At 63.6% G+C, this 22,805-nt stretch carries 22 protein-coding genes; 13 read left to right on the top strand and 9 right to left on the bottom strand.

Annotated elements, in window-relative coordinates:
- Window positions 1-215: 215 nt before the first annotated feature.
- Window positions 216-758 (bottom strand): CDP-2,3-bis-(O-geranylgeranyl)-sn-glycerol synthase, encoded by a 543-nt coding sequence (locus ACERIT_RS01600; protein ID WP_373673044.1) that lies wholly within the window; start codon window positions 756-758, stop codon window positions 216-218.
- Window positions 759-1,031: 273 nt separating this feature from the next.
- Between ACERIT_RS01600 and ACERIT_RS01595 the strand changes: the two genes are divergently transcribed.
- Window positions 1,032-1,679 carry a DUF502 domain-containing protein gene (locus ACERIT_RS01595; RefSeq protein ID WP_373673043.1) on the top strand — a complete coding sequence of 216 codons (648 nt, stop codon included), beginning with the start codon at window positions 1,032-1,034 and terminating at the stop codon, window positions 1,677-1,679.
- An 18-nt stretch (window positions 1,680-1,697) separates the two neighbouring features.
- On the opposite strand, the gene ACERIT_RS01590 is transcribed toward ACERIT_RS01595, so the two are convergent.
- From ACERIT_RS01590 to ACERIT_RS01580, 3 genes are all read right to left on the bottom strand, one after another.
- The gene (locus ACERIT_RS01590; RefSeq protein ID WP_373673041.1) at window positions 1,698-2,630 is read right to left on the bottom strand and encodes a branched-chain amino acid transaminase; all 933 of its coding nucleotides are present in this window, start codon (window positions 2,628-2,630) and stop codon (window positions 1,698-1,700) included.
- 87 nt (window positions 2,631-2,717) lie between these two features.
- The gene (ribB, locus tag ACERIT_RS01585; RefSeq protein WP_373673040.1) at window positions 2,718-3,395 is read right to left on the bottom strand and encodes a 3,4-dihydroxy-2-butanone-4-phosphate synthase; all 678 of its coding nucleotides are present in this window, start codon (window positions 3,393-3,395) and stop codon (window positions 2,718-2,720) included.
- On the bottom strand, window positions 3,395-4,150 hold the full coding sequence (locus tag ACERIT_RS01580; RefSeq protein WP_373673039.1) for a DUF120 domain-containing protein: 756 nt from the start codon (window positions 4,148-4,150) through the stop codon (window positions 3,395-3,397). The genes ribB and ACERIT_RS01580 overlap by 1 nt, the downstream gene beginning before the upstream one ends.
- Window positions 4,151-4,402: 252 nt before the next feature.
- Between ACERIT_RS01580 and argS the strand changes: the two genes are divergently transcribed.
- Window positions 4,403-6,214 carry an arginine--tRNA ligase gene (gene argS, locus ACERIT_RS01575; protein WP_373673038.1) on the top strand — a complete coding sequence of 604 codons (1,812 nt, stop codon included), beginning with the start codon at window positions 4,403-4,405 and terminating at the stop codon, window positions 6,212-6,214.
- 75 nt (window positions 6,215-6,289) lie between these two features.
- Here argS and ACERIT_RS01570 read toward each other — a convergent pair whose 3' ends face one another.
- Window positions 6,290-7,651 carry a P-loop NTPase gene (locus ACERIT_RS01570; RefSeq protein WP_373673037.1) on the bottom strand — a complete coding sequence of 454 codons (1,362 nt, stop codon included), beginning with the start codon at window positions 7,649-7,651 and terminating at the stop codon, window positions 6,290-6,292.
- A gap of 197 nt (window positions 7,652-7,848) precedes the next feature.
- Between ACERIT_RS01570 and ahaH the strand changes: the two genes are divergently transcribed.
- The 8 genes from ahaH (at window position 7,849) to ACERIT_RS01530 (ending at window position 15,894) form a co-directional block, all read left to right on the top strand.
- Complete coding sequence (gene ahaH, locus ACERIT_RS01565; RefSeq protein ID WP_373673036.1) at window positions 7,849-8,181, top strand: ATP synthase archaeal subunit H; 333 nt, start codon at window positions 7,849-7,851, stop codon at window positions 8,179-8,181.
- A complete protein-coding gene (locus ACERIT_RS01560; RefSeq protein WP_373673035.1) occupies window positions 8,168-10,294 on the top strand; it encodes a V-type ATP synthase subunit I in 2,127 nt (708 codons plus the stop codon). Before ahaH ends, ACERIT_RS01560 begins: the two co-directional genes overlap by 14 nt.
- A 189-nt stretch (window positions 10,295-10,483) precedes the next feature.
- On the top strand, window positions 10,484-10,735 hold the full coding sequence (locus ACERIT_RS01555; protein WP_373673034.1) for a hypothetical protein: 252 nt from the start codon (window positions 10,484-10,486) through the stop codon (window positions 10,733-10,735).
- 19 nt (window positions 10,736-10,754) lie between these two features.
- The gene (locus ACERIT_RS01550; protein ID WP_373673033.1) at window positions 10,755-11,333 is read left to right on the top strand and encodes a V-type ATP synthase subunit E; all 579 of its coding nucleotides are present in this window, start codon (window positions 10,755-10,757) and stop codon (window positions 11,331-11,333) included.
- Window positions 11,330-12,376, top strand: a complete 1,047-nt coding sequence (locus ACERIT_RS01545) for a V-type ATP synthase subunit C (RefSeq protein WP_373673032.1) — start codon at window positions 11,330-11,332, stop codon at window positions 12,374-12,376. Before ACERIT_RS01550 ends, ACERIT_RS01545 begins: the two co-directional genes overlap by 4 nt.
- Complete coding sequence (locus ACERIT_RS01540; protein ID WP_373673031.1) at window positions 12,373-12,702, top strand: V-type ATP synthase subunit F; 330 nt, start codon at window positions 12,373-12,375, stop codon at window positions 12,700-12,702. Before ACERIT_RS01545 ends, ACERIT_RS01540 begins: the two co-directional genes overlap by 4 nt.
- A gap of 1 nt (window position 12,703) precedes the next feature.
- A complete protein-coding gene (locus tag ACERIT_RS01535) occupies window positions 12,704-14,464 on the top strand; it encodes an ATP synthase subunit A (RefSeq protein WP_373673030.1) in 1,761 nt (586 codons plus the stop codon).
- A 2-nt stretch (window positions 14,465-14,466) separates the two neighbouring features.
- Entirely contained in the window at window positions 14,467-15,894 is a 1,428-nt protein-coding gene (locus tag ACERIT_RS01530; protein ID WP_373673029.1) for a V-type ATP synthase subunit B, read from the top strand.
- 107 nt (window positions 15,895-16,001) lie between these two features.
- Here ACERIT_RS01530 and ACERIT_RS01525 read toward each other — a convergent pair whose 3' ends face one another.
- The gene (locus tag ACERIT_RS01525) at window positions 16,002-17,204 is read right to left on the bottom strand and encodes a helix-turn-helix transcriptional regulator (RefSeq protein WP_373673028.1); all 1,203 of its coding nucleotides are present in this window, start codon (window positions 17,202-17,204) and stop codon (window positions 16,002-16,004) included.
- Window positions 17,205-17,362: 158 nt separating this feature from the next.
- Here ACERIT_RS01525 and ACERIT_RS01520 point away from each other — a divergent pair, with 158 nt between their 5' ends.
- The 3 genes from ACERIT_RS01520 (at window position 17,363) to ACERIT_RS01510 (ending at window position 20,469) form a co-directional block, all read left to right on the top strand.
- Complete coding sequence (locus tag ACERIT_RS01520) at window positions 17,363-19,189, top strand: hypothetical protein (protein WP_373673027.1); 1,827 nt, start codon at window positions 17,363-17,365, stop codon at window positions 19,187-19,189.
- A gap of 106 nt (window positions 19,190-19,295) precedes the next feature.
- On the top strand, window positions 19,296-19,988 hold the full coding sequence (locus tag ACERIT_RS01515) for a V-type ATP synthase subunit D (protein ID WP_373673026.1): 693 nt from the start codon (window positions 19,296-19,298) through the stop codon (window positions 19,986-19,988).
- 91 nt (window positions 19,989-20,079) lie between these two features.
- The gene (locus ACERIT_RS01510) at window positions 20,080-20,469 is read left to right on the top strand and encodes a DUF6276 family protein (RefSeq protein WP_373673025.1); all 390 of its coding nucleotides are present in this window, start codon (window positions 20,080-20,082) and stop codon (window positions 20,467-20,469) included.
- Window positions 20,470-20,539: 70 nt separating this feature from the next.
- Here the strand turns inward: ACERIT_RS01510 and prf1 are convergent, their stop codons facing one another.
- From prf1 to pdxT, 3 genes are all read right to left on the bottom strand, one after another.
- On the bottom strand, window positions 20,540-21,790 hold the full coding sequence (prf1, locus tag ACERIT_RS01505; protein ID WP_373673024.1) for a peptide chain release factor aRF-1: 1,251 nt from the start codon (window positions 21,788-21,790) through the stop codon (window positions 20,540-20,542).
- A gap of 77 nt (window positions 21,791-21,867) precedes the next feature.
- The gene (gene hisE / locus ACERIT_RS01500) at window positions 21,868-22,194 is read right to left on the bottom strand and encodes a phosphoribosyl-ATP diphosphatase (RefSeq protein WP_373673023.1); all 327 of its coding nucleotides are present in this window, start codon (window positions 22,192-22,194) and stop codon (window positions 21,868-21,870) included.
- The gene (pdxT, locus tag ACERIT_RS01495) at window positions 22,194-22,787 is read right to left on the bottom strand and encodes a pyridoxal 5'-phosphate synthase glutaminase subunit PdxT (protein WP_373673022.1); all 594 of its coding nucleotides are present in this window, start codon (window positions 22,785-22,787) and stop codon (window positions 22,194-22,196) included. The genes hisE and pdxT overlap by 1 nt, the downstream gene beginning before the upstream one ends.
- Between the last annotated feature and the right edge of the window lie 18 nt (window positions 22,788-22,805).

Below are 22,805 nucleotides of genomic sequence, written 5' to 3'. Positions count from 1 at the left end.
CCTCCCGGGACGTCCGATCCGTCGTCGAATAGTAGCGCCACAACTGGGACGACCCCGACGCAGTCGAACAGCATGACCCCGTGCCACCACTCCCGACCGGTGACCAGCGCGGCTAGCCAGCTCTCCGTGACGAGTACAAAGGTACTCTCCCTAGCTCGCCCGAAGCGATTCACCGAATGGTGGGGCAGCTGTCACCGGGTCGATCCCGAGGCAGTTCACCAGGGCTCGTTTTTCACGCCGATCGCGAACGCGATCACGTTCGTGCCCACGTGTAACACGGGGGTGATAACGAGTACGACCGCGATCACTCCGAGTGTGAACCACTCGCCGAACCAGTCCGGGGCGATCACGCGCGTAAAGACGAGTGCGGCGACGACGAAATCAAGCTGATCAAGTCCCGGAAACGATGCTCCACGCTCGCGGCCCGATCGTCGTTTGAGAAACGACGCCGCGATGTCGCCACACATCGCGCCGAACGCGAGCGCGAACGCGGCATGGTACGGAAAGGTCGGCAACTCGACGCCGATCGCCGCCGATACGGAACCATTGACTGCGTTCAGCCCGACCGCGAGCAGAACGCCGGCAAGCGTTCCCGCCGCCGTGCCTCGCCAGGTCTTCCCGTCGCCAAGCACCCGCTTTCCGTTCCAGGTTCGACCGCCGTCGATCGGTCGTCCCCCGCCGGCCAGCACCGCGACGTTGTTCGGAACGTACGCCGGTAGCATGGCCCACAGGGCCGTCGCAACGAGTGATCCGATCATACCGATCGGAGACGGGTGGCCGTGTTAGCTTCTGTGATGTCTCACCGGTCGATCTCCCAACGGTGATCGGCCGGCGGTTCGAACTCTCGATCGAATGGTCCCGTCGATCGCGACCGCTTCGTCGCGGGTGAGACGTCGGTTGCGGTGGTTTCTCACGCTCGGGCGCCGACGTGTTTCGACTCGATCGGTCGGATTCGGCCTCGAACCGGGCCACGGGGGTCCTCGCCGGGTCTGTATCCTTATATGCGCGGCCACCACATGTCCCTACATCGGATGTCCACGTGGAAACGCGACTTTGCAAGCGGACTCATCGTTCTCGTGCCGCTCATCGTGCTGCTGCTCGTCGTCGGGTGGATCTACCGACAAATCGTCGCGATCCCGCTCATCGACACTCTCGAACCCGAGTGGCTCGTCGAGCCGGCCCTCCCCCTGTATCGCGTGCTCATCGCGCTCGCACTGTTCACCACGCTCGTCCTCGCGGTCGGATACTTCATGCGAACGACGCTTGGACGGTTCATGGAGGCCCGTCTCGACGACGCGATCAACCACATTCCGGCACTTCGGGTCGTCTACAACGCCTCGAAACTCGCCGTCGAGACTGCCCTCTCCGGGACCGACGAGCTACAAAAACCGGTCCACCTCGAGACCTGGAAGGGGATCCGGATGACCGCGTTCAAGACCGGCAAGAAGACCCGCGACGGCAGGCTCGTGTTGTTCATGCCCACGGCGCCGAACATCACCTCCGGCTACGTCATCGAGGTCGAACCCGAACGCGTCACCGATACTGAAGAGACGGTCGAGGAGGCGATGACCAGGATCCTCTCGGCGGGATTCGCCGAGTCCGCCCACCAGATCCCCGTCGAAGAGCAGACGATCGCGGAGGCCGTCGATCGGGGCGACGATCGGGTCGACGCGGAGTGAACTCCCCGCGCCCCGGCCTCACTCCAGGTAGGTGAACCAGTCGTCGTGCTCGTCGCTCTGGCGCTCGACGAGTTCGAAGAACGCGTCCTGAATCTCCTCGGTCACCGGCCCGCGCGTACCGGCTCCGATCTGGGTGTCGTCGACCGAGCGGATCGGCGTGACTTCGGCGGCCGAGCCGGTGAAAAAGAGCTCGTCGGCGGTGTACAGTTGTCCCCGGGAGAGCACCGCCTCGTCGTGGACCGTGTAGCCGCGCTCGCGCGCCAGCGTGATGACGGTATCGCGGGTGATCCCCTCCAGGATCGACTGGGCGCGTCCGGTGGTGTATATCTCCCCGTCGTCGACGAGAAAGATGTTCTCGCCTGGACCCTCCGCGACGTTGCCCTCCTTGTTCAGGACGATCGCCTCCACGTAGCCGTTTCGACGGGCCTCCTCGCCGGCGAGCATCGAGTTGACGTACAGTCCCGTCGTCTTCACGTTCGTCGGGATCTGTGAGGATGCGTGCTTGCGCCAGGAGGAGACCATCACGTCGACGCCCTCGTTCAGTGCCTCCTCGCCGAGGTAGGTCCCCCACGGCCAGGCGGCGATCGCCACGTCCGTCGGGCAGTCCTTCGGCGAGACGCCGAGCGAATGATATCCGTAGTACGCGATCGGTCGGATGTAGCCGCTCTCGAGATCCTGACGTCGGAGCAGATCCAGGGTCGCCTCGGTCAGCTCCGCACGCGAGTGATCGATCTCCAGATCGTACAGTTTTGCCGAATCGAAGAGTCGATCGAGATGCTCTTCCCACCGAAAGATCGCGGGCCCGTTCTCGGTATCGTAACATCGGACGCCCTCGAAGACGCCCGTTCCGTAGTGGAGCGCGTGGGTGAGGACGTGGGTCGTCGCGTCCTCCCAATCGACGAACTCGCCGTTCTTCCAGATGGTGTCGACGTCCATCTCCTCGAAGCTCATACGTCCCCGGTCGTCGTCGTCGGTGATAAATGAGGGGGAATTCGCGTCCGGACGAGATGGTCGCCCCGAGGGGCGGTCGAATCCCGGCTATATGAGGGCATCGAGGAGCGTCTCGCCTTCAACGTACGGAATCTCCTGCCGGTCCGCGTATGATTTCGCGTCCGCGGGTGTCAGGGCTGCCCCGGTCTCGTCGTCGAGCATCTCACAGACGACGGCGGCGGGGGGTGTGCCGGTCGCTTCGGCGAGTGCGAGCGCAAACTCCGTGTGGCCGGTCCGGTCGCGTAATCCGTCGGCGGCGCCCCGGAGGAGATGGACGTGTCCGGGTGTGTGGAACTCGGATGCGAAATCCTCGGCGGTGTATGCATCCGGATCGCGCTTGACGGCCGCTGCCGCGTTGCCCAATTCGGTGATCGTCCGCGCGCGATCGACGTCCGTGATCCCCGTGAACGTCTCGTGATGGTTCACCGGCAGCGAGAACGACGATCGATCGTCGTAGGCCGGATTGTCGTCGATCGCGGGATGGTCGAGCGCCTCGGCCAGAAACGGCAGATCGAACGCTTCGGCCACCTGATGGCCGACCGCGACGCAGACGAGTCCCCCGGCGTCATTTCGCATTTGCGAGACGGCTGCCGGGGTGACCGCGGATGCGGGGTAGATGATGTCGGTTTCGCCCTCCCGATCGGCGAAGTCGTGGACACACACCGGATCGCCGGCTCGGAAGGCGTCGAGAACCGACTCGACGTCCGTGTTCGGGTTCGCACGCATCAGCGATCGGCCTCCGGAGCTCGACGATCCGCACGGCTCGTCGGCTCGACGTGGAGGCGTACCGTTTCGTCGTCAACGAGGCCGAGCGCATCCCGGAGCTTCTCGGGCGCGATGACCTCGAGTTGCGAGTCGTCGTGGTGGGTTCGATCCGGGACGATCACGTGTGCGCCCTCGTACTCGTGTTCTTCCGCCGTGCCCGGATCGGCGATGACCCTGACGCCGTAACAGGTCGCAGCACCGTAGGTTCGGTCCTCGTCCGCCCACTCGTCGATGTCGATCGCCTCGATACCGACGAGCTCGCCGCGCTTTCGAACGCTCGTCTCGTCGAGTTCGATGTTGAGCGTTCCGGGGAAGGGCTCGTACCCGAGCCGAGTTCGGAACTGTTCCATGTACCCCTCCAGCGTGATGTAGTGGCGTCCCTCGCCCATCCCGCTCGTGATGACGCCCTCCAGCGTGAGATCGGTCTCGTTCTCGAAGAGACGTCGATAGTCCGCGTACTCGCCACGAAGCCTCGATTCGCCGGCCTCGGTGACCGATACCCACTGGCCGTCACCGACGACATCGCGGTCGATCAGACCGGCCTCTTCGAGACGCTGGAGCCGTCTGGAGGCGGTCTGTGCCGACGCGTCGAGGTCCTCACCGAGAGCCGCACACGACACTTTCGTCTCCTGGAGCCCGCCGGCGAGCGCGACCGCTTTGAGCGCCGCGATCTCGTCCGGCCCCGTCCCCATCGTCGCCGTTGCCGTCTCTGGCATACACGATCGGATTCGTTCCGTCCTGATAAAAGTATAACGAATGCGGAACAGATCTCAAAATTGGAACGACATCGAACGTGATTCAGGCGACCATCTCGACCTGATTCGATCCGTTCTGGACCCCCGTTCAAATCAGCCTCGCGTCGTATTCGAACAGCATCCCGCGGTACAAAGACGCGTCGGTCGCGACGTCTCCATCGTCCGACGCGCCGCTTCGCAAGGGCCTTTTAGACGGCCCTTGAACGGGCGGGCATGTTCCGACAGTTCCGGTCGGAGGTCGAGACCGCGCTCGCCGACGCGCTGGCGAACCTCGATCTCCCGACCGACGATCTCGGCATCGAGGAACCGCCCGAGGAGATGGACGCGATCCTGGCCTCCAGCGCGTCCTTTCGACTCGCGGGCGAACTCGGCGCCGCCCCGCCGCAGGTGGCGGCGGAGATCGCCGAGGCCGTTGCAGCGGTGATCGACGACGCCGACTTCGAGTATCTCTCCGACGTGACGGTCGCCGGTCCGTATCTTAACTTCGAGACGACGGAAGCGTATCTGGACGACACTCTCGCTTCAGGGATCGATGAGGATTACGGCGCTCTCGAGGACCGCGACACGTCCGTCGTCGTCGAACACACGAGCGCGAATCCAACGGGCCCGATCCACGTCGGACGCGCTCGAAATCCCATCATCGGCGATGCCGTCGCGAACGTCCTCGATATGGCCGGTTACGACGTCGATCGTCACTACTACGTCAACGACGCGGGCCGCCAGATGGCCGTGTTCACCTGGGCCTACGAGACCTTCGATGAAACCGATCTCGAGGACCCGCCCGCTCGCAACCGCATCGAGTACGACCTCGTGCGCTATTACCGCAAGGGCAACAGCTACCTTGAGGAGGCCGACCCCGAGGACGTCGAGGCGGCCGAAGACGAAATCCAGTCGATCCTGCAGGGTCTCGAGGCAGGCAACGAGGAGACCTACGAGCGCGTCCAAACGGTCGTGGACCAGGTCCTCTCCGGGATGCAGGAGTGTCTTGCGCGTCTGCCGGCGGACTTCGACGAGTTCGTCAAGGAGACGCGGTTCATGCGCGACGGCTCGACCGATGCGATCGCGGACCGACTTCAGGCGGACGATCACGCCGTCTACGAGGAGGACGCCTGGCAACTGGAACTGGACGAGTGGGGAATCGACAAGAACCTCGTGTTCCTCCGCTCGGACGGGACCTCACTGTACACCACTCGCGATCTGGCTCACCACGAGTGGAAACTCGAGGAGTACGACCGCGCGGTCACCGTCCTCGGCGAGGACCACAAACTGCAGGCCGACCAGCTCAACGCCACTCTGGAGATCCTCGACAACGACGTCTCTCGACTCGAGAACGTCATTTACTCGTACGTGAACCTACCCGAGGGCAAGATGTCGACGCGGCGCGGCACCGGCGTGATGCTCGACGATCTCCTCGACGAAGCGATCGATCGCGCCCGCGAGGAAGTCGAGACCCGGCTTGACGACCGCATCCGCGACGACGAGCTCACCGAGGCGGACGTCGAGCGCATCGCCCACCAGGTCGGTATCGGCGCGGTGCGGTATGACGTCGTCTCCAAACAGCCCGCAAAGGCGATCACCTTCGAGTGGGACCGCGCGCTCGATTTCGAGGCGCAGTCGGCTCCCTACATTCAGTACGTTCACGCTCGATGTTGCGGTATCCTCGAGGAGGCGGCGGCTGCCGACATCCCGATCCCCGGGGCGGACGCAACGAGTGCGGGTGCGGCGGACGCGAGCGCGATCGACGCGAACGTCCTCGAGACGGCCGAGGCTCGCGATCTTCTCGGAGAGATCGCCCGCTTCCCTGCCGTGATCGAGGACGCAGCGTCGGAGCTGAAGCCCCACATCGTCGCCACCTACACCCGGAAGATCGCGGACGCCTACAACTCCTTTTACCGGGAGTGTCCCGTGCTCACGGCGGAGACCGACGAGCTACGTGACGCCCGGCTCGCGCTCGTGTGTGCGTCGAAACATACTGTTGCGAACGCGCTTTCGGTTCTCGGAGTCGAACCACCCGAGTCGATGTGACCGATCGGATCGACCGATTCGTCGAATTCCCGATTTTCGTCTGCACCAGACTCGCCTTGGACGATCGGCAACGCGTCAGCGACCGAGCAGTCGGCTGAAGAAACCCTTTCGTTCGGTCTTGCCGTTCTCCGCGTCGTCCCCTTCGTTCTCCGCGTCGTCCCTCTCGGGCTCCGCTCTCGGCTTCTCATCACTCTCAGATTTGCCCCTCTCGTTCTCGCTCGTCGCTTTCGGTTCCTCTCCGTTCTCAGACCCGTCATTCGTCGTCTCCGATGCGTTCGATCTCTCTTCTTCCCCTATTTCTTCCGCCTCCTCTATCCCTCCAGTCGATTGTGCCCGCCGATCCGGATCGTTCGTTCCCTCGTCGCCTTCCGAACTATTCGTTCGGAACGGAACGCTTTCCGGCTCCTCGTCCGGCGTACCGGTCTTTTCGGAATCATCGGACTTGTCGATGCCGCTCGGTGTCTCTGCGCCGTCCGATCCGTCGAGGTCGTCCGTCGATCCGTCGCTCCCCATCGGTTCGGCCTCCGCAATCGGTGCCGTCATCGACCCCGTGTTCTCCTCTATTCCGGCTTCCTGTTCCGTCTCCGCCTCTCCGTCTCCGCCGTCCCCCTCGGTATCGTCTCCGGGTTCCTCGTTTTCGGCGTCTCCCCCTATCTCGGCCGCGGCCACGTCCGATTCCCCCTCATCCTCCTCCGCGTCGGTTTCGAGCGCTTCGGGATCCGGCTTCGGAACCTCGACGCCGGTGAGTTCGGTCGTCAGCGAACGATACGCCCGCGTCGCCGGTGCGGTCGGGGCGAACGTGCAAAGCGGTTTGTCGGCCTTGACGGCAGCCGGGACGGCGTCGTCCTCCGGGATCCGTCCGAGGATCGACTCGCTGATTTGCTCCGCGATCGGTCCGTCGTTCTCCGGCGGGTCATCGGGATCGACGCGGGTGATCGCCGCCCCGGCGACCGATCCCCCGAGCCGTTCCGCCAGATCGCCGGTCTTTCGTGTATCCCGGAGTGCCTCCCGGTCCGGGGTCGACACGAGTAGCGTCTCGTCTGCGATCCCAAGCGGTAGCGCGGAGTCGTGTGAGAGTCCGGCGCCGGCGTCGACGAGTAGGTAGTCCGTATCATCGAAGGCCTCGATGACATCCTGGAGGCCGTCCGGATCCGCCTCCGCGTAAGCGTCGAGATCCGTCTCGCCCGGCAGGACCCGCATCCCCTTCGGGCCGGGATGAACTGCTTCCTCCGGCTCGGCGCGTCCGGCGAGGACGTCGTGGATCGTGGTTTCGCCGGCGTTGATCCCGAGGGCGCCGGCGAGGTTCGCCATCCCGATGTCGGCATCGATGACCACGACGTCCTCGCCCGCGTCGGCGAGATGAGTCGAAACCGCCGCCGTCGTCGTCGTCTTCCCGACGCCGCCCTTCGCCGAGGCGACCGCATATACCGTTGTCATACGTCGTTGGACCGTCACCGACCACTTAAATCTACGCGAGAATCCGACACCGACCGACCAGGATGAACGGCTCCGGCCCGAGAGTGGGGCGAATTCTCCGCTCCCGGACGTCGATCGACGTGATCGTCGCGAACGGTTCCGTCGACTTTCGCAAACACCTTATACGTCGCTGTGGGATTCTCCAACGATTAGTGAGTATGCCGAGACCAGAGGTGCTCGAACGAGTGACGGAGGCCGAACGCGAGGCGGACGATATCGTCGCCGAGGCGGAATCCGACGCCGAGGAGACCATCGCTGAGGCTCGTACGCGTGCGGAAGAGATCCGCTCCACGGCCGAGGAGGAGGCCGAGGAGGAAGCCACGGAACGGATCGAGGCCGCCCGCGAGGAGATCGAGTCCCGGCGCGAAGAGATAATTGCCGAGGGGCGTGCCGACCGCGAAGCGCTCGAATCCGAGGCACGGGACCGCATCGACGAGGCGGTCGAATACGCCATCGATCGGTTCGAGGAGGCGGTGAATGCTCAGGCCTGAGCGGATGAGCAAGGTGTCGGTGACGGGTTCAAAACGCGTCATCGACGAGGTCATCGAGACGGCCTACGATCACCACTCGCTGCACGTCACCGACTACGAGGACGATTTCGAGGGCTTCGAGCCCGGATCGTCGCTTGAGGGTGCAGCGGACGTCAACGAGCGGCTCGTCACCGTTCGGTCCCTCGGGAGCATCCTCGAGGTCGAGCCCGGCGACGCCGGGCCGACGGGCGTCCTCGACGACGCGGAACTCCAGGCGGAACTCGAGACCGTCCGCGAGCGCGTCAACGAGCTGACCGACGAGCGTGACGAGCTTCGCGATCGGGTTCGTGAGATCGACGATGAGATCGACCGGATGGAGCCGTTCGCCGAACTCGGGATCGAACTCGACCTTCTCCGTGGATACGACTCACTCGAAGTCGTCGTGGGGGAAGCGAAGGCCGACGCCGTCGAGGATGCGCTCGCGACTGCCGAGGACGTTCGTGCCTTTGAGGTCTTCTCCGGAAACGGCGTCGTCGCGGCGTTCGCGTATCCGGAGGAGGATGCCGAGGAGGGCGTGTTACAGGATGCTCTCGTCGGCGTCGACATCGCCATTCTGGAGGTCCCCGACGCCGACGCCAGCCCCGCGGACTACGTGAGCGAACTCGAGACGGAGCGGGACGAATTCGAGACCGAACTCGCGGACGTCGAAGCGGAGATCGAGTCGGTCAAGCAGGACGCCGCCGGGTTCCTGTTGCGCGCCGAAGAACAGCTCACCATCGAGGCCGAAAAGAAGCAGGCGCCGCTGTCGTTCGCGACGACGGACAACGCCTTCGTCGCCGAAGGCTGGATCCCGACACCGACGTACGATGACTTCGCGGCCGCCCTCGATGACGCGGTCGGTGATCACGCCGACGTCGAGGAACTCGAGCGCGCGGAGTTCACTCCCGACGGCCACCACAACGAGGCCGTTCATGACGCCGACGGCCACGAAGCGGCTACCGACGGCGGTCACGAGGTAAGCGACGACAAGCCCCCGGTCGTTCAGGACAACGGGTTCCTCGCGAATCCCTTCGAAGTCCTCGTTCGGGGCTACGGTCGACCGAAGTACATGGAGTTCGACCCGACGCTTCTGGTCTTTTTGACCTTCCCCATGATGTTCGGGTTCATGATCGGCGACGTCGGATACGGCGTGTTGTACGCCGCTATCGGTGCCGCCCTCTACTGGAAGTTCGATGACGCGCTCGAGGACATGGGTGCAATCGCGATCTGGGCCGGTCTCTGGACGGTGCTTTTCGGCATCATGTTCGGTGGCGACCTGTTCGGCCAGCACATGATCTCGACGCCATTCTCGAAGGGCGTCGCGCCGGGCGCTTCCGAGTTCGCGCTTGCGTGGCTCGTGTTCAGCGTCCTCTTCGGCGTGCTTCATCTCAACGTCGGCTACCTGCTTGCATTCGTTGGGACGAGCCAGCGACACGGCCTCAAACACGCCGTCTACGAGGCCGGCTCCTGGCTGCTGCTGCTTAACGGGATCTGGGCCTGGATCTTCTCGACGCACGTCGAGGGAATGAAGCCCGGATTCCTCTTCGAGTCGATAACGGTCGTCACTGGGATCCCCTTCGCGGGGCTCCCCCAGACGGTCGGATTCGTCGGGCTGGCCGCGGCGCTCGTGGGCGCGGTCCTCCTCGGGATCGGCGAGCCGACGGAACTCGTCGAGGTCCTCTCGCCGATCGTTAACGTCGTCTCCTATGCCCGACTGATGGCCGTGCTGCTGGCGAAAGCCGGGATGGCCGTCGCGGTCAACCTGCTTGCGTTCGGCGCATACGTCGGCGAGGACGGCGGGTTCCACTACATCTTCACGCCCGAGCACCTCGAGTACGTGCGTGGCCACCCCGAGTCGTACGACCTCGTCTTTGGCGGAATGACGACGAGTCCGGACATGACGGCCGTCGGCCTCGTTGCCGGCGTTCTCGTTGCCATCGTCGGCCACATCGTCGTGCTTCTGCTCGGCATTACCGCCGCCGGCATTCAGGGTGTGCGTCTCGAGTACGTCGAGTTCTTCGGCAAATTCTACGAGGGTGGCGGCAAGCCGTACACCCCGTTCGGGTACGATCGCGAGTACACCGCCAGCGAGTGACGGCGGTACTCCGGCAGTTATTTATAAGACTCCGGGCGCAATCGACGATCGATCCGGGTATGTGGATATCTCCCAATCACCGTTTTGAAGCGTTCTCTCCCCGGTTTCCGTCGACTGTTTTGGGAAGCTTTATGTCTCCAGTAGGGGGAATACGAACTGTTCGGAGACGAGCAACCGCAACTACTACCAATGTTTGAAGCAACCAGCGAACTCGGGAACGTCGTACTGCAGCAAGGCACACTCACGGATCCGGCGGCCGCCGCCGCGCTCGCCGTCGGTCTCGCCGCGCTCGGTGCCGGCTATGCGGAACGTGGTATCGGTTCCGCGGCCGTCGGCGCGATGGCCGAGGATGAGGACCTCTTCGTCAACGGACTGATCCTTACGGTCCTCCCCGAGACGATCGTCATTCTGGCACTGGTCGTCGTCTTCATCGTCGGGTAACCACTCCCCCTTTTGACCAATGAGTCTGGATACCGTCGTTGAGGACATACGAGACGAGGCCCGCGCGCGTGCGGAGGAGATCCGCGAGACGGCCGACGCGGAAGCCGAGGAGATCCTCTCCGAGGCCGAAGCCGACGCCGAGCGCATCCGCGAACAGCGGCTGGAGAAGGCCGAACGCGAGATCGAACGGGAGCGCGAGCAGGCGCTCTCGTCGGCCAAACTCGAGGCTAAACAGGAGCGACTCGCCGCTCGCCGCGACATCCTCGAGGAGGTCCGCGACCGCGTCGAAGAGGAGATCGCCTCGCTTGAGGACGATCGCCGCCGCGAGCTGACCGAGACGCTCCTCGATGCGACTCTCGTGGAATTCGACGATGATGCTGATGTCGTCGTCTCCACCCGGTCGGCTGACGCCGACCTCCTTGCGGACCTCGTCGACGATCGCAACGCCACGGTCGGCGAGGACGTCGACTGTCTCGGCGGGGTCGTCGGCGAGAGCGAGACCTCCCGCGTTCGCGTGAACAACACCTTTGACTCCGTCCTGGAGGCCGTCTGGGACGACGAGCTCAAGAACCTCTCGGAGCGACTGTTCGACCAATGAGTGCCGTCGGCAGCTCGAACCCGGAGTACGTCGTGGCGAGGGTTCGCGCCCGCCGCGGCATGTTGTATAGCGACGAGGAGTACCGCAAGCTCACGAGGATGAGCCCCGCGGAGATCGCCCGCTTTATGGAGGAATCGACCTACGAATCGGAGATCAACGCGCTCGGTAGTCGCCACAGTGGCGTCGACCTGATCGAGTACACGTTGAACCGAAACCTCGCGAAGCAGTTCGAGGAGATCCTCGACTGGAGCGAGGGGCGACTCTACGATCTGATCGCCCGTTACCTCCGGAAGTTCGACGCCTGGAACGTCAAAACCGTGATCCGCGGCATCTACGCCGGCGCCGACACTGAGGAAGTCGAAGTCGATCTCATTCGGGCCGGCGAGTTCGACGACCGCCGGATCCGGCGGCTCCTCGAAGCGGAGTCGATCGAGGGCATCATCGAGGTGCTTGAGGACACGATCTACGGCGAGGCGCTCGAGGAGGCCTACGCCGACTACGAGGAATCGGACGTACTCGTCCCGCTCGAAAACGCGGTCGATCGGGCGTTCTATGAACGCCTGCTCGCGGACTTGGGACGGGACGAGCCGACACGCCAGTACGAGGCCTTCCTGACCGCCGAGATCGACTTCCGGAACGCACGGAACGCCTTTCGACTCGCGCGATCGGGTGCGGACATCGACCCGGCCGAGTACTTCATCGAGGGCGGCGATCTCTTCGATAGCGACACGCTGGCACGGCTTGCCCGCGACATGGACGAACTCGTCGAGTACATCGCCGAGAGCCAGTACGGAGACGATCTCGGACCGGCCCTTCGTGAACTCGAGGAGGCCGATAGCCTCATCGGGTTCGAACACGCCGTCGATGCGGCGCTTTTGGCCTACGGCGACCAGCTGGGTACGATCCATCCCGTCTCGGTCACGCCGGTCATCTCCTACATCCTTGCCAAGGAGCGCGAGGTGGAGAACATCCGGGCGATCGCTCGCGGGAAGGAGGCCGGATTGAGCGACGCGGAGATCGAAGAGGAGTTGGTGATAACATGAGCCAGGAGATCGCCGTCATCGGCAGTCCGGACTTCACGACTGGATTCCGTCTGGCCGGTGTTCGATCCTTCGAGAACGTCCCGGACGACGAGAAGGACGACGCGCTCGATGACGCCGTTGAGCGGACGCTCGACGACGAGAACGTCGGGATCATCGTGATGCACGAGGATGATCTCTCGTCTCTCTCCCGCAACGTCCGGGACCGCGTCGAGAGTAGCATCGAGCCCGTCCTCGTGACGCTCGGCGCATCGGGCGCCGGTAGCGGCGGGCTGCGCGACCAGATTAAACGAGCCATCGGGATCGACCTGATGGAAGAGGAGGATTAATATGAGCAAAGCAGACACAACGGAGACCACCGAACACGGTGTCATCCAGAGCGTGAGCGGTCCGGTCGTGAGCGCCCGTGATCTCGATGCCCGCATGAACGACGTCGTCTACGTGGGCGACGAAGGGCTCATGGGGGAGGTCATCGAGATCGAGGGCAACATCACGACCATTCAGGTGTACGAGGAGACCTCCGGCGTCGGCCCCGGCGAACCCGTCGAGAACACGGGCGAGCCGTTGTCGGTCGATCTCGGCCCGGGAATGTTGGACGCCATCTATGATGGCGTTCAGCGTCCCCTGGACGTGCTGGAGGGCAAGATGGACAGTCCCTACCTTGATCGGGGTGTCGATGCGCCCGGTATCGACCTCGAGACGGAATGGGAATTCGAGCCCACGGTCGAGGAGGGCGACGTCGTCGAGCCCGGTGACGTCATCGGGATCGTCGAGGAGACGGTCACCATCGACCACAAGGTGATGGTACCGCCCGGCTTCGAGGGCGGGGAGGTCACCACGATCGAGGCCGGCTCCTTCGACGTCACCGAGGCGGTGGCGGAACTCGATACCGGCGAGGAGATCACGATGCACCAGGAGTGGCCGGTGCGTGAGCCGCGCCCCTCCGAGGAGAAGATGACGCCCCGGACGCCGCTCGTGTCCGGACAGCGCATTCTCGACGGTCTCTTCCCGATCGCGAAGGGCGGAACGGCAGCGATCCCGGGTCCGTTCGGCTCCGGGAAGACGGTCACCCAACACCAACTCGCCAAATACGCCGACGCCGACATCATCGTCTACGTCGGCTGTGGCGAGCGTGGCAACGAGATGACCGAGGTCATCGAGGACTTCCCCGAACTGGAAGACCCCGAGACGGGCAACCCACTGATGGCCCGCACCTCGCTCATCGCGAACACCTCGAACATGCCCGTCGCAGCCCGTGAGTCCTGTATCTACACGGGGATCACGATCGCGGAGTACTACCGCGATATGGGCTACGACGTCGCGCTGATGGCCGACTCCACCTCGCGGTGGGCCGAGGCCATGCGCGAGATCTCCTCACGACTCGAGGAGATGCCCGGCGAGGAGGGCTATCCCGCCTATCTCGCCGCGCGGCTCGCGCAGTTCTACGAACGCGCTGGCTACTTCGAGAACATCAACGGGACCGAAGGGTCCGTCTCCGCCATCGGCGCGGTCTCGCCGCCCGGCGGCGACTTCTCCGAGCCGGTCACCCAGAACACGCTGCGCATCGTGAAGACGTTCTGGGCGCTCGATGCCGACCTGGCCGAGCGCCGGCACTTCCCCTCGATCAACTGGAACGAGTCCTACTCGCTGTATAAAGACCAACTCGACCCCTGGTTCCAGGAGAACGTCTCCGAGGACTGGCCCGAAAAGCGCCAGTGGGCCGTCGACGTCCTCGACGAGGAGACCGAACTCCAGGAGATCGTTCAGCTCGTCGGCAAGGACGCGCTTCCCGATGACCAACAGCTGACCCTCGAGATCGCCCGCTACCTCCGAGAGGCGTACCTCCAGCAGAACGCGTTCCACCCGGTCGACACCTACTGTCCGCCGGCGAAGACCTACCTCATGTTGACGACGATCGAGACGTTCAACGACGAGGCGTTCGCCGCGCTGGAGGCCGGCGTCCCGGTCGATGAGATCATCGACATCGAGGCCGCCCCGCAGATCAACCGGATCGGCGTCCAGGAGGACTACGAGGAGTACGTCGAGGAGCTGAAAGCCGACATCACCGACCAGCTCCGGAGTCTCTACTAACCATGAAAGAATATCAAACGATCACCGAGATCAGCGGCCCGCTCGTGTACGCCGAGGTCGACGAGGCGATCGGTTACGACGAGATCGTCGAGATCGAGACCGACCAAGGCGACACTCTGCGCGGCCAGGTGCTCGAATCCTCGGAGGGCCTCGTGGCCATTCAGGTGTTCGAGGGCACCTCCGGAATCGACCAGAACGCATCGGTTCGCTTCATTGGCGAGACGATGAAAATGCCCGTCACCGAGGACCTCCTCGGTCGGGTGCTCGACGGCTCCGGCCGGCCGATCGACGGTGGCCCGGAGATCGTCCCGGAGGAACGACAGGACATCGTTGGCGCGGCGATCAACCCCTACTCCCGGGAGTACCCCGAGGAGTTCATCGAGACGGGCGTCTCCGCGATCGACGGCATGAACACGCTCGTTCGCGGCCAGAAGCTCCCGATCTTCTCGAGTTCGGGCCAGCCCCACAGTGAACTGGCGATGCAGATCGCCCGCCAGGCAAGCGTGCCGGAGGAGACCGGAGAGGAGGCCGAGGAGGACGACGGCTCCGAGTTCGCCGTCGTCTTCGGTGCGATGGGGATCACCCAGGAGGAGGCCAACGAGTTCATGCAGGACTTCGAGCGGACGGGCGCACTCGAACGCTCCGTCGTCTTCATGAATCTCGCGGATGACCCCGCAGTCGAGCGGACGGTCACCCCACGGATGGTTCTCACCACCGCCGAATACCTGGCCTTCGAGAAGGACTACCACGTCCTCGTCATCCTCACGGACATGACCAACTACTGTGAGGCGCTGCGAGAGATCGGCGCCGCCCGCGAGGAGGTTCCGGGCCGACGTGGCTATCCCGGGTACATGTACACCGATCTGGCGCAACTGTATGAACGCGCCGGCCGGATCCAGGGCCGTGAGGGGTCGGTCACCCAGATCCCGATCCTCACGATGCCCGGCGACGACGACACCCACCCGATCCCGGATCTCACGGGATACATCACCGAGGGACAGATCTACGTCGATCCCGATCTCAACAGCCAGGGGCTCCAGCCCCCGGTGAACGTCCTGCCAAGCCTCTCACGGTTGATGGATGACGGTATCGGTGAGGGGCTCACCCGCGAGGACCACGGTGACGTCTCCGACCAGATGTACGCGGCGTACGCGGAGGGTGAGGACCTTCGTGACCTCGTGAACATCGTCGGTCGCGAGGCCCTCTCCGACCGCGACAACAAGTACCTTGACTTCGCGGACGCCTTCGAGACGGAGTTCGTTGATCAAGGTTTCGAGACGAACCGCGATCTCGTAACGACGTTGGAAATCGGCTGGGATCTCCTCTCGATGCTTCCCAAAGAGGAGCTCAACCGTGTCGACGAGGAGTACATCGAGACGTACTACCGCGAGGACGACTCCGAGCGGCAGATCGTCGAAGCGGCCGACTGACGTCGCGGTTTTCCTCGATATCCGTTCTCGCCGACCGCAGAGTGATTGCACCATGACCCCGATCGTCAGCGCCGCGACTCCGATCGTCAGCGCCGCGTTTCGGAACGCTATGACTCCTCGTCGTTCAGGTCGATCACGTTCTCGCGGCCGATCCGGAGCTTCTCGACGGTTCCTTCCTCGGCCATTCGTGAGAGGACGCGGGAGGTCTTCGATTTCGACCATCCCAACTCCTCGACGACAGCGGACTGTTTCGTTCGGCCGCCGTGATCCGTGAGGAGTTGACGGACGCGGTCCTCGTCAGTACGAAGTGCGGGATCCTCGTCAGTCGATTGCTCCTGGGGCGGTCCGACGCTTGCGGCAGCGGACTCGTCGCGATCGACGATCGCGTCGTCGCTGCTCCCGTCGTCGTCGCTGCCGACTTCGGCATCGGGAGATTCGTTCCCTTGTTCTCCCCCGATTCCGCCCGGACGCGTGAAGCGACCGGATCGAACCACGAACACCACGCCGAGGAGCGCCACGACGCCGACACCGAGTACCGCGATCAAGAGGAGCGGTGGCCACCGGTCAGTGGCTGGTTCGAGATCGCCCCCCGTTTCAGGTCCGGAGGCGGCAGCGGGCGTCGCGACCACTCGCGGTCGGCGGTCCGAGAAGTCCTCGCGACCGTGCCATTCGACGGATCCGTCGGCGATCTCGTCGGGGGCCGGTTCCGCCGTGGTGATCCGATACCCCTCCGGTGGCGTGACCACCAGTACGTCGTCCTCGTCGATGTAGAAGCCCCCCTCGAAGACGTCGCCGGCGATCAGGTCGTCGCCCTCGACTGTGGCGAATCCGTCCCACCGGAATCGGAAGGTAACGACGCCCCACCGCCGCGGGACCTCCTGTATCGACGTCTCGGCATCGAACGCGGTCGCGTGCATTTCTCGGTCGATGCTCCCGTTCGCGTTCGCGACCACGCCGGTCATTCTGTCCCGAAAGGGGTCGAGATACCGTGTCTCGTTCTCACGAAACGCATCCTGAAACCGCTCGTACTCCGTGCGTTCCTCCTCGGTCGTAAGGCGCGTCCGAAAGGTGATCCGCCAGACGGCCGACCCGTTGGACGCGAGTTTGATCCGGGTGAGAGTGTTGTCCGGCTCCGGTTGGTCCTGTTGTACCGCGTAGCTGCCGTCTTGGGAACCTACCGTGCCATCGTCCCCGATCGACGCCGTCGTGTCGCCGGACGCGACGATCCCGGTTCCGCTCGCGATCACCACCGTAAGACAGACCAGGAGACAACACGCGAGCGTGAGGCTCCGGGATTCCCTCGATCGCATCGGGAGGCACTACTCCATCGCGGCGGTTAAACCCCCAGATCGATTCGTGTGAAACGCACTGCAACGGTCCGAAACAATCGCGAAATACGATGCAACCATCCGCAAACGACCGGGACGGTGTCGTGGATATACCCCTTCGTGGCCCGTTCTCAAAACCGATGAATTCGACCAGACTACTGGTTGTCCTCCTGGCGCTTGGCCTGCTCGTGGGCTCGCTTCCTGGTGCGGCGGTCGCCGACGTGAGTTCGGACGTGGGCGAGACCCTTCGGCCCCAGGCCGGTCCGAGCGACCCGACTGAGAACGGAACCGAGAATCAGACGACGGACCGGTCGCAGGCGACGACCGGCCAACAACTCGCGACGGTGATCGCAGTCACTGATGACGAGGTGAGCGATGACATCGAGGCGGCGTCGCTGGCGGCGGCCACCGAGAACGCCACCGAATCCGAGCGTGCTGCGATCCTTGCGGCGCGAGCGGCGACGCTTCGCGAGCGCACCGATTCGGTCGTAAACGCCCGTGAGAACGCCACTGCGGCTTACGAGGCGGGCGATCTCTCCCGGAGCGAGTACGCCCAACGATTGGCCGTGCTCTCGGCGCGCGCGACCACGATCGAGCGCTCGTTCGATCGACTTGACGAACGGGCTGCCGACGTCTCGGCGCTGGAGCTTCGTGCGGCCGGCTACGATCGAAGCGGGAACGAGGCGGCTCGCCAACGGCTCGATCGACTGACGAATGCCGGCACGTCGGCGCTTCTGGCCCAGTACACGGGCGAGCGGGACGGCGAGTTCAGCTTGGAGACCGACGGCGGCATCTCGATCGAAGTCGAAAACGACGACGGCGAGCGTTCGCGAGAATTCGAACGTCCCCAGCCCGGCAACGGGAGCTTTCTCGTAAACGGAAGCGACGCGCTCGATACCGCGCGGGACGCGCTCGCGAACGACCGTGAAGGCGAGTGGACGCTTCGGTCGCTCGACCGTGATGACGACGGCTACTACGAGTTCGAGTTCGCGTTCGTCGGACCCAACGCGACGGGCGAAGCCGAGGTGAGCGTGGACGGCGAGACCGGAGCGGTGTTCGAACTCGAGGAGGAGATCGAACCGCGCGAGACGGCCGACGACGCTGACGAGGAGGATGGCGAGGACGCCACGGACCGTCCGCTTTCCGTGTCGCTCCTTGAAGGGAATCCGGAGGCCGGCGAGAACGTGACGCTACGGGTGACCGCCGACGGCGACCCCGTGGACGGTGCTGTCGTCGAACTCGATGACGAGCCTGCGGGCACCACCGATGCGGACGGTCGCGTGACGGTGATGCTCCCCCACGACGATGACGTCGATATCGAAATCGAGGAGGGCGACCGAGAGGGTGAACTGGAACTAACGCTTCGCGAGCCCGCCGACGAGGAGCGCGAGGATGAGGAGATACGGCAACACCTCGCGGTCGATGGAAGCGTCGATAACGGCACTTTCACGGTTCAGGTACGCTACGATGGCGAGGGCGTCGCCAACGTGACCGCTTACGTCGACGGCCAGCCAGTCGGAACCACGAGCGAGGACGGCACGCTCTCGTTCGAGACGACCGCAACGGACGAACTCGAGGTGACGCTCGTGAAGGGGTCCTTCGAGGCCGAATTGGAGTTCGAGACCGGATCCGATGGCACCTTGACGTTAGCGGAGGTGGATGTAGAGGACGACGAGCGTGATGATGACGAAGACGAACGCAAAGAGGAAGACGCCGAAGAGGATGAGGATGGCGACGAAGAGGACGAGGATGATGAAGAGAACGAGGATGATGAAGAGGACGAGGATGGTGATGACGAAGACGCCGAGGATGAAGAGGCCGACGGAGATGGCGACGCGGAAGATGACGAAGACGCCGAAGAGGAAAATGACGACGGAGACGGCGACGATGACGATGCCGATGAGGAGGAAGACGGCGAAGATGACGAAGACACCGAAGAGGAAGACACTGAAGAGGAGGACGACTGACACGACGACGCGTTTCGGGACCGGTCGCGTCGCTGCTGCCCGCCTCAATCCGACGGGGCAAACAGACAACTATTAACCTCCTAGGGCAGCAACATTCGGCCAAGAGATGGCCAAGGACGTCAAACCCACTCGGAAGAACCTCATGGCGATCGAGGATCGCATCGAGCTCTCCGAGCGGGGCCACGACACCCTCGAGCAGAAACGTGACGGCCTCATCATGGAGTTCATGGATGTCCTCGATCAGGCACAGGACGTCCGTTCGGACCTGTCGGCCGACTACGAGCGGGCTCAGCGCACGATCGACATGGCCCGTGCGATGGAGGGCGACGTCGCCGTCCGCGGGGCGGCCGCGGCGCTCAAAGAGCACCCGGAGATCACGACCCGATCGAAGAACATCATGGGCGTCGTGGTTCCCCAGATCGAGTCCTCGAAAGTGAAGAAGTCGCTCGACGAACGAGGCTACGGCCTGCTCGGCTCCTCGGCGCGGATCGACGAGGCGGCCGACGCCTACGAGGAACTGCTGGAGACGATCATCCTTGCGGCGGAGGTCGAGACGGCGATGAAGAAGATGCTCGAGGAGATCGAGACCACCAAACGCCGCGTCAACGCCCTTGAGTTCACGCTACTTCCGCAACTGTACGAAAACCAGGAGTACATCGAGCAGAAACTCGAAGAACAGGAACGCGAGGAGATCTTCCGACTCAAGAAGATCAAAGCCAAAAAGGAAGCTGAGGAGGCCAAAGAGGAAGCCGAGAGTCAGGCCGACTCCGATTCACCCGAAACCGTCTCCGCGGACTGACCGAATCGGTTCAGGCCGATCCGACGCTGTTCCAATCGCCCGATCGCATTCTTTTGCGGCCCTTTATTTCTCGTCGACTCCACCCATGGGTATGTCCTGTCCCGACTGTGGCGACGATCTCCTCGCGGTTCGCGTGCCGGCCGATCTGCGTGAGTACGTCGATCACGTGCCCGAGGAGACGGTCGCGGTCTGTCTCGACTGTCTACGGACCCACTCGTCGTCACTTGCCGAGACGGTGACCACCGATCCCTCCGAAATCAATGAGACGATCCCGGACGGCGGCGGCGGGGTCGCGTTCCTGCTTGCCTGCGGGAAGCTCGGATCGCTAGCGGTGAATCGTCCGGCGATCATCGAACTGTTCGAGTATGCCGAACGTGAGGGCGTCGACGTTCTCTTGACGCTCGATCGGCTCGCGACCGAACTCGAGGACCCGCATTTCGACGTCGAACGCCGCACAAAACAGGTCGGCGAGTTCCTGTGAGGCAGATCCGGTGCCAGGATCGTCGGTGACGATCCCTCCTCCACGTTCGAGAGGGCCGATAGTCGGACGCTTACACGCCCGTCGAGTATCGTAGAATGCCACCGATGCCGCCGAAGGCATCATGGAATTGCTCGCCTTTCTCGAAGTCAGTCGAAATGAATATGGTCTCGGTCCCGCGCTGTTCGGCGATCCCCATCAGGTGTTCGATCACGTCCTCGCGGTCCTGTACCTCCCCCTCCTCGCGACACTCCGAACACTCGTGGTCCGGTGTGGTGTGGCGGCTGTCTATTACCTCGTACTCCTCGTGGCCGTTCGGACACTCGTAGATGACGACGTCGGAGCGCAGGTCCTCCGAAAGCAGCAGCCGATCGACCGATCCCATGATCAGATTCCGACGCGTCTGCTCGAACCCGTAGGTCGCCTTCTCGCCGGTGTGGAGGTTCTCGAAGAACTCCTCCATCTGGTTTTTGTCCTCGACGATCGCCTGGTCCGAAAGAGCCTCCTGTCCGGCGTCGACGAGGTCATAGAGCCCGGATTCGTCAGTATAGGAGACATCGAACTTGCCGAGGACCGTGTCCTGAAGCTCGTGATGGAGATAATCCCCGTCGAGGAACTCGTCTTTGGTCGGGGAGGGACCGCCCACGAGGATCCCGTCGATTTCGTGGCGTTTCGGGACGAAGAGGTCATTAGCCATCTCCGCGACCTCCTGATAGAAGTTGTCGATCGCCTCCAGTCGCAGCCGGGCGAATCGCTGGGCGGACTGTCCACCCTTACGCTGTTTGCCGGGCACGAGCGAGGAGGCGGACTTGACGGGCTCGACGCGTTTGCCCTTCAGCCAGCCGACGTTCGCCTCGCGGCGATCGAGCACGATGAGCCCGAAGAGGCCCTTGTCCGCTAGCATGTGCTCTAACGGCTCGGTCAGGAAGTTCGAATCGCAATGGTACCGGAACGATTCGATCGGATCCGGTGGGGATTCGAGCGTCTTCGTCACCATCTCCGTTCGTCCGCCGCTTGAATCGACTGCTCCTGAGAAGATCACGATCCCGTTTTCGGGCGGAAAAGTGTCGTAATACCGGAGTCGGTCCTTGATGCTCGTCAACGCGTCCTGGACGTTGGTTCGCGTCTGCTTGGACTTGATGTTTGCCGCCTCGCTGTGTTCTTGGGTGACGTGTGCGACCACGTCCGCGATCTGTTTGTCCTCGGGGATGTAGATCGTAACGAGTTGCGTTCCGGAGCCCTCGTACTCCTGGAGTTCCTCTATCACCTTGCGGAACTCGTATTTCCGCCGGTCGTCGTTCGTTTTCTCCGTCTCGGTACTCATTACGGTATACTCGCCGCGCTGGCGGTAAGTATGCTTTGACCCAGGGGTTGATCGCGGTCGATGACTACCTCGATCGCCTAGCCGAACCGCGATTCGAGTTCCTCGCGCAGGTCGTCGATATCGAGGTCCTTCATCGCTAACAGCACGAGCAGGTGATAGAGGAGGTCGCCGCTTTCATACAGCAGTTCGTCGTCGTCGTCATCTTTCGCCGCGAGGATCGTCTCCGTCGTTTCCTCGCCGATCTTCTCCAGCACGGCGTTTTCGCCCTTCTCGTGAGTAAAAAGCGATGCCGTATACGAATCCGCCGGAAGCTCCCGTTTCCGCTCCTCGATCGTCGAAAAGAGATCGTCGAGGACGGTCGGTCCGTCGGCGCTCTCCCGGTCCCCCGAAGTTTCGTCGGTCATCACGCCTCGACCTCCCGTTCGGGAGCAAACGCGAGATCGTGGATCCGCGGATCGTCAGTGAGTTCGGGGTGGAAGGAGCTTCCCACGACCGGTCCGTCGCGGACGCAGACGGGACGGTCATCCCACCTGGCGAGCACCTCGACCCCCTTGCCGACGTCGTCGATAGCCGGCGCCCGGATGAACACCGCGTGGAACGGCTCGTCAAGCCCCTCGACGTCGATCGCCGCCTCGAAGGAGTCGCGCTGTCGCCCGAACGCGTTTCTGTCGACCGTGACGTCGATCACTCCGAGCGGATCGACCCGATCGTCCTTGGCGTCCCGAGAGAGCACGATCAGCCCCGCACACGTCGCGAGGACGGGTTTCTCGGCAGCGACGTGTGCACGTATCTCCTCGGCGATTCCTTCCCGATGAAGATGTTTCGAGATCGTCGTCGATTCGCCGCCGGGAACCAATACCACGTCACACTCCGGAACGATCCCCGATTTGCGGATCTCCACGACTGTCGTCGACTCGTCGCGTCGGTCCCCTGCACGCCGGATCGCGTCGGCGTGTTCGGAGACGTCCCCTTGGACGGCGATAACGCCTGCCTTCATGCCAGTAGCTGGGGGTGC

This window comes from Halopenitus sp. H-Gu1 (assembly GCF_041821145.1).
GTDB lineage: Archaea > Halobacteriota > Halobacteria > Halobacteriales > Haloferacaceae > Halopenitus.
Note: the sequence above shows the minus strand (reverse complement) of the source record. Positions and strands in the feature narration are given on the sequence as shown.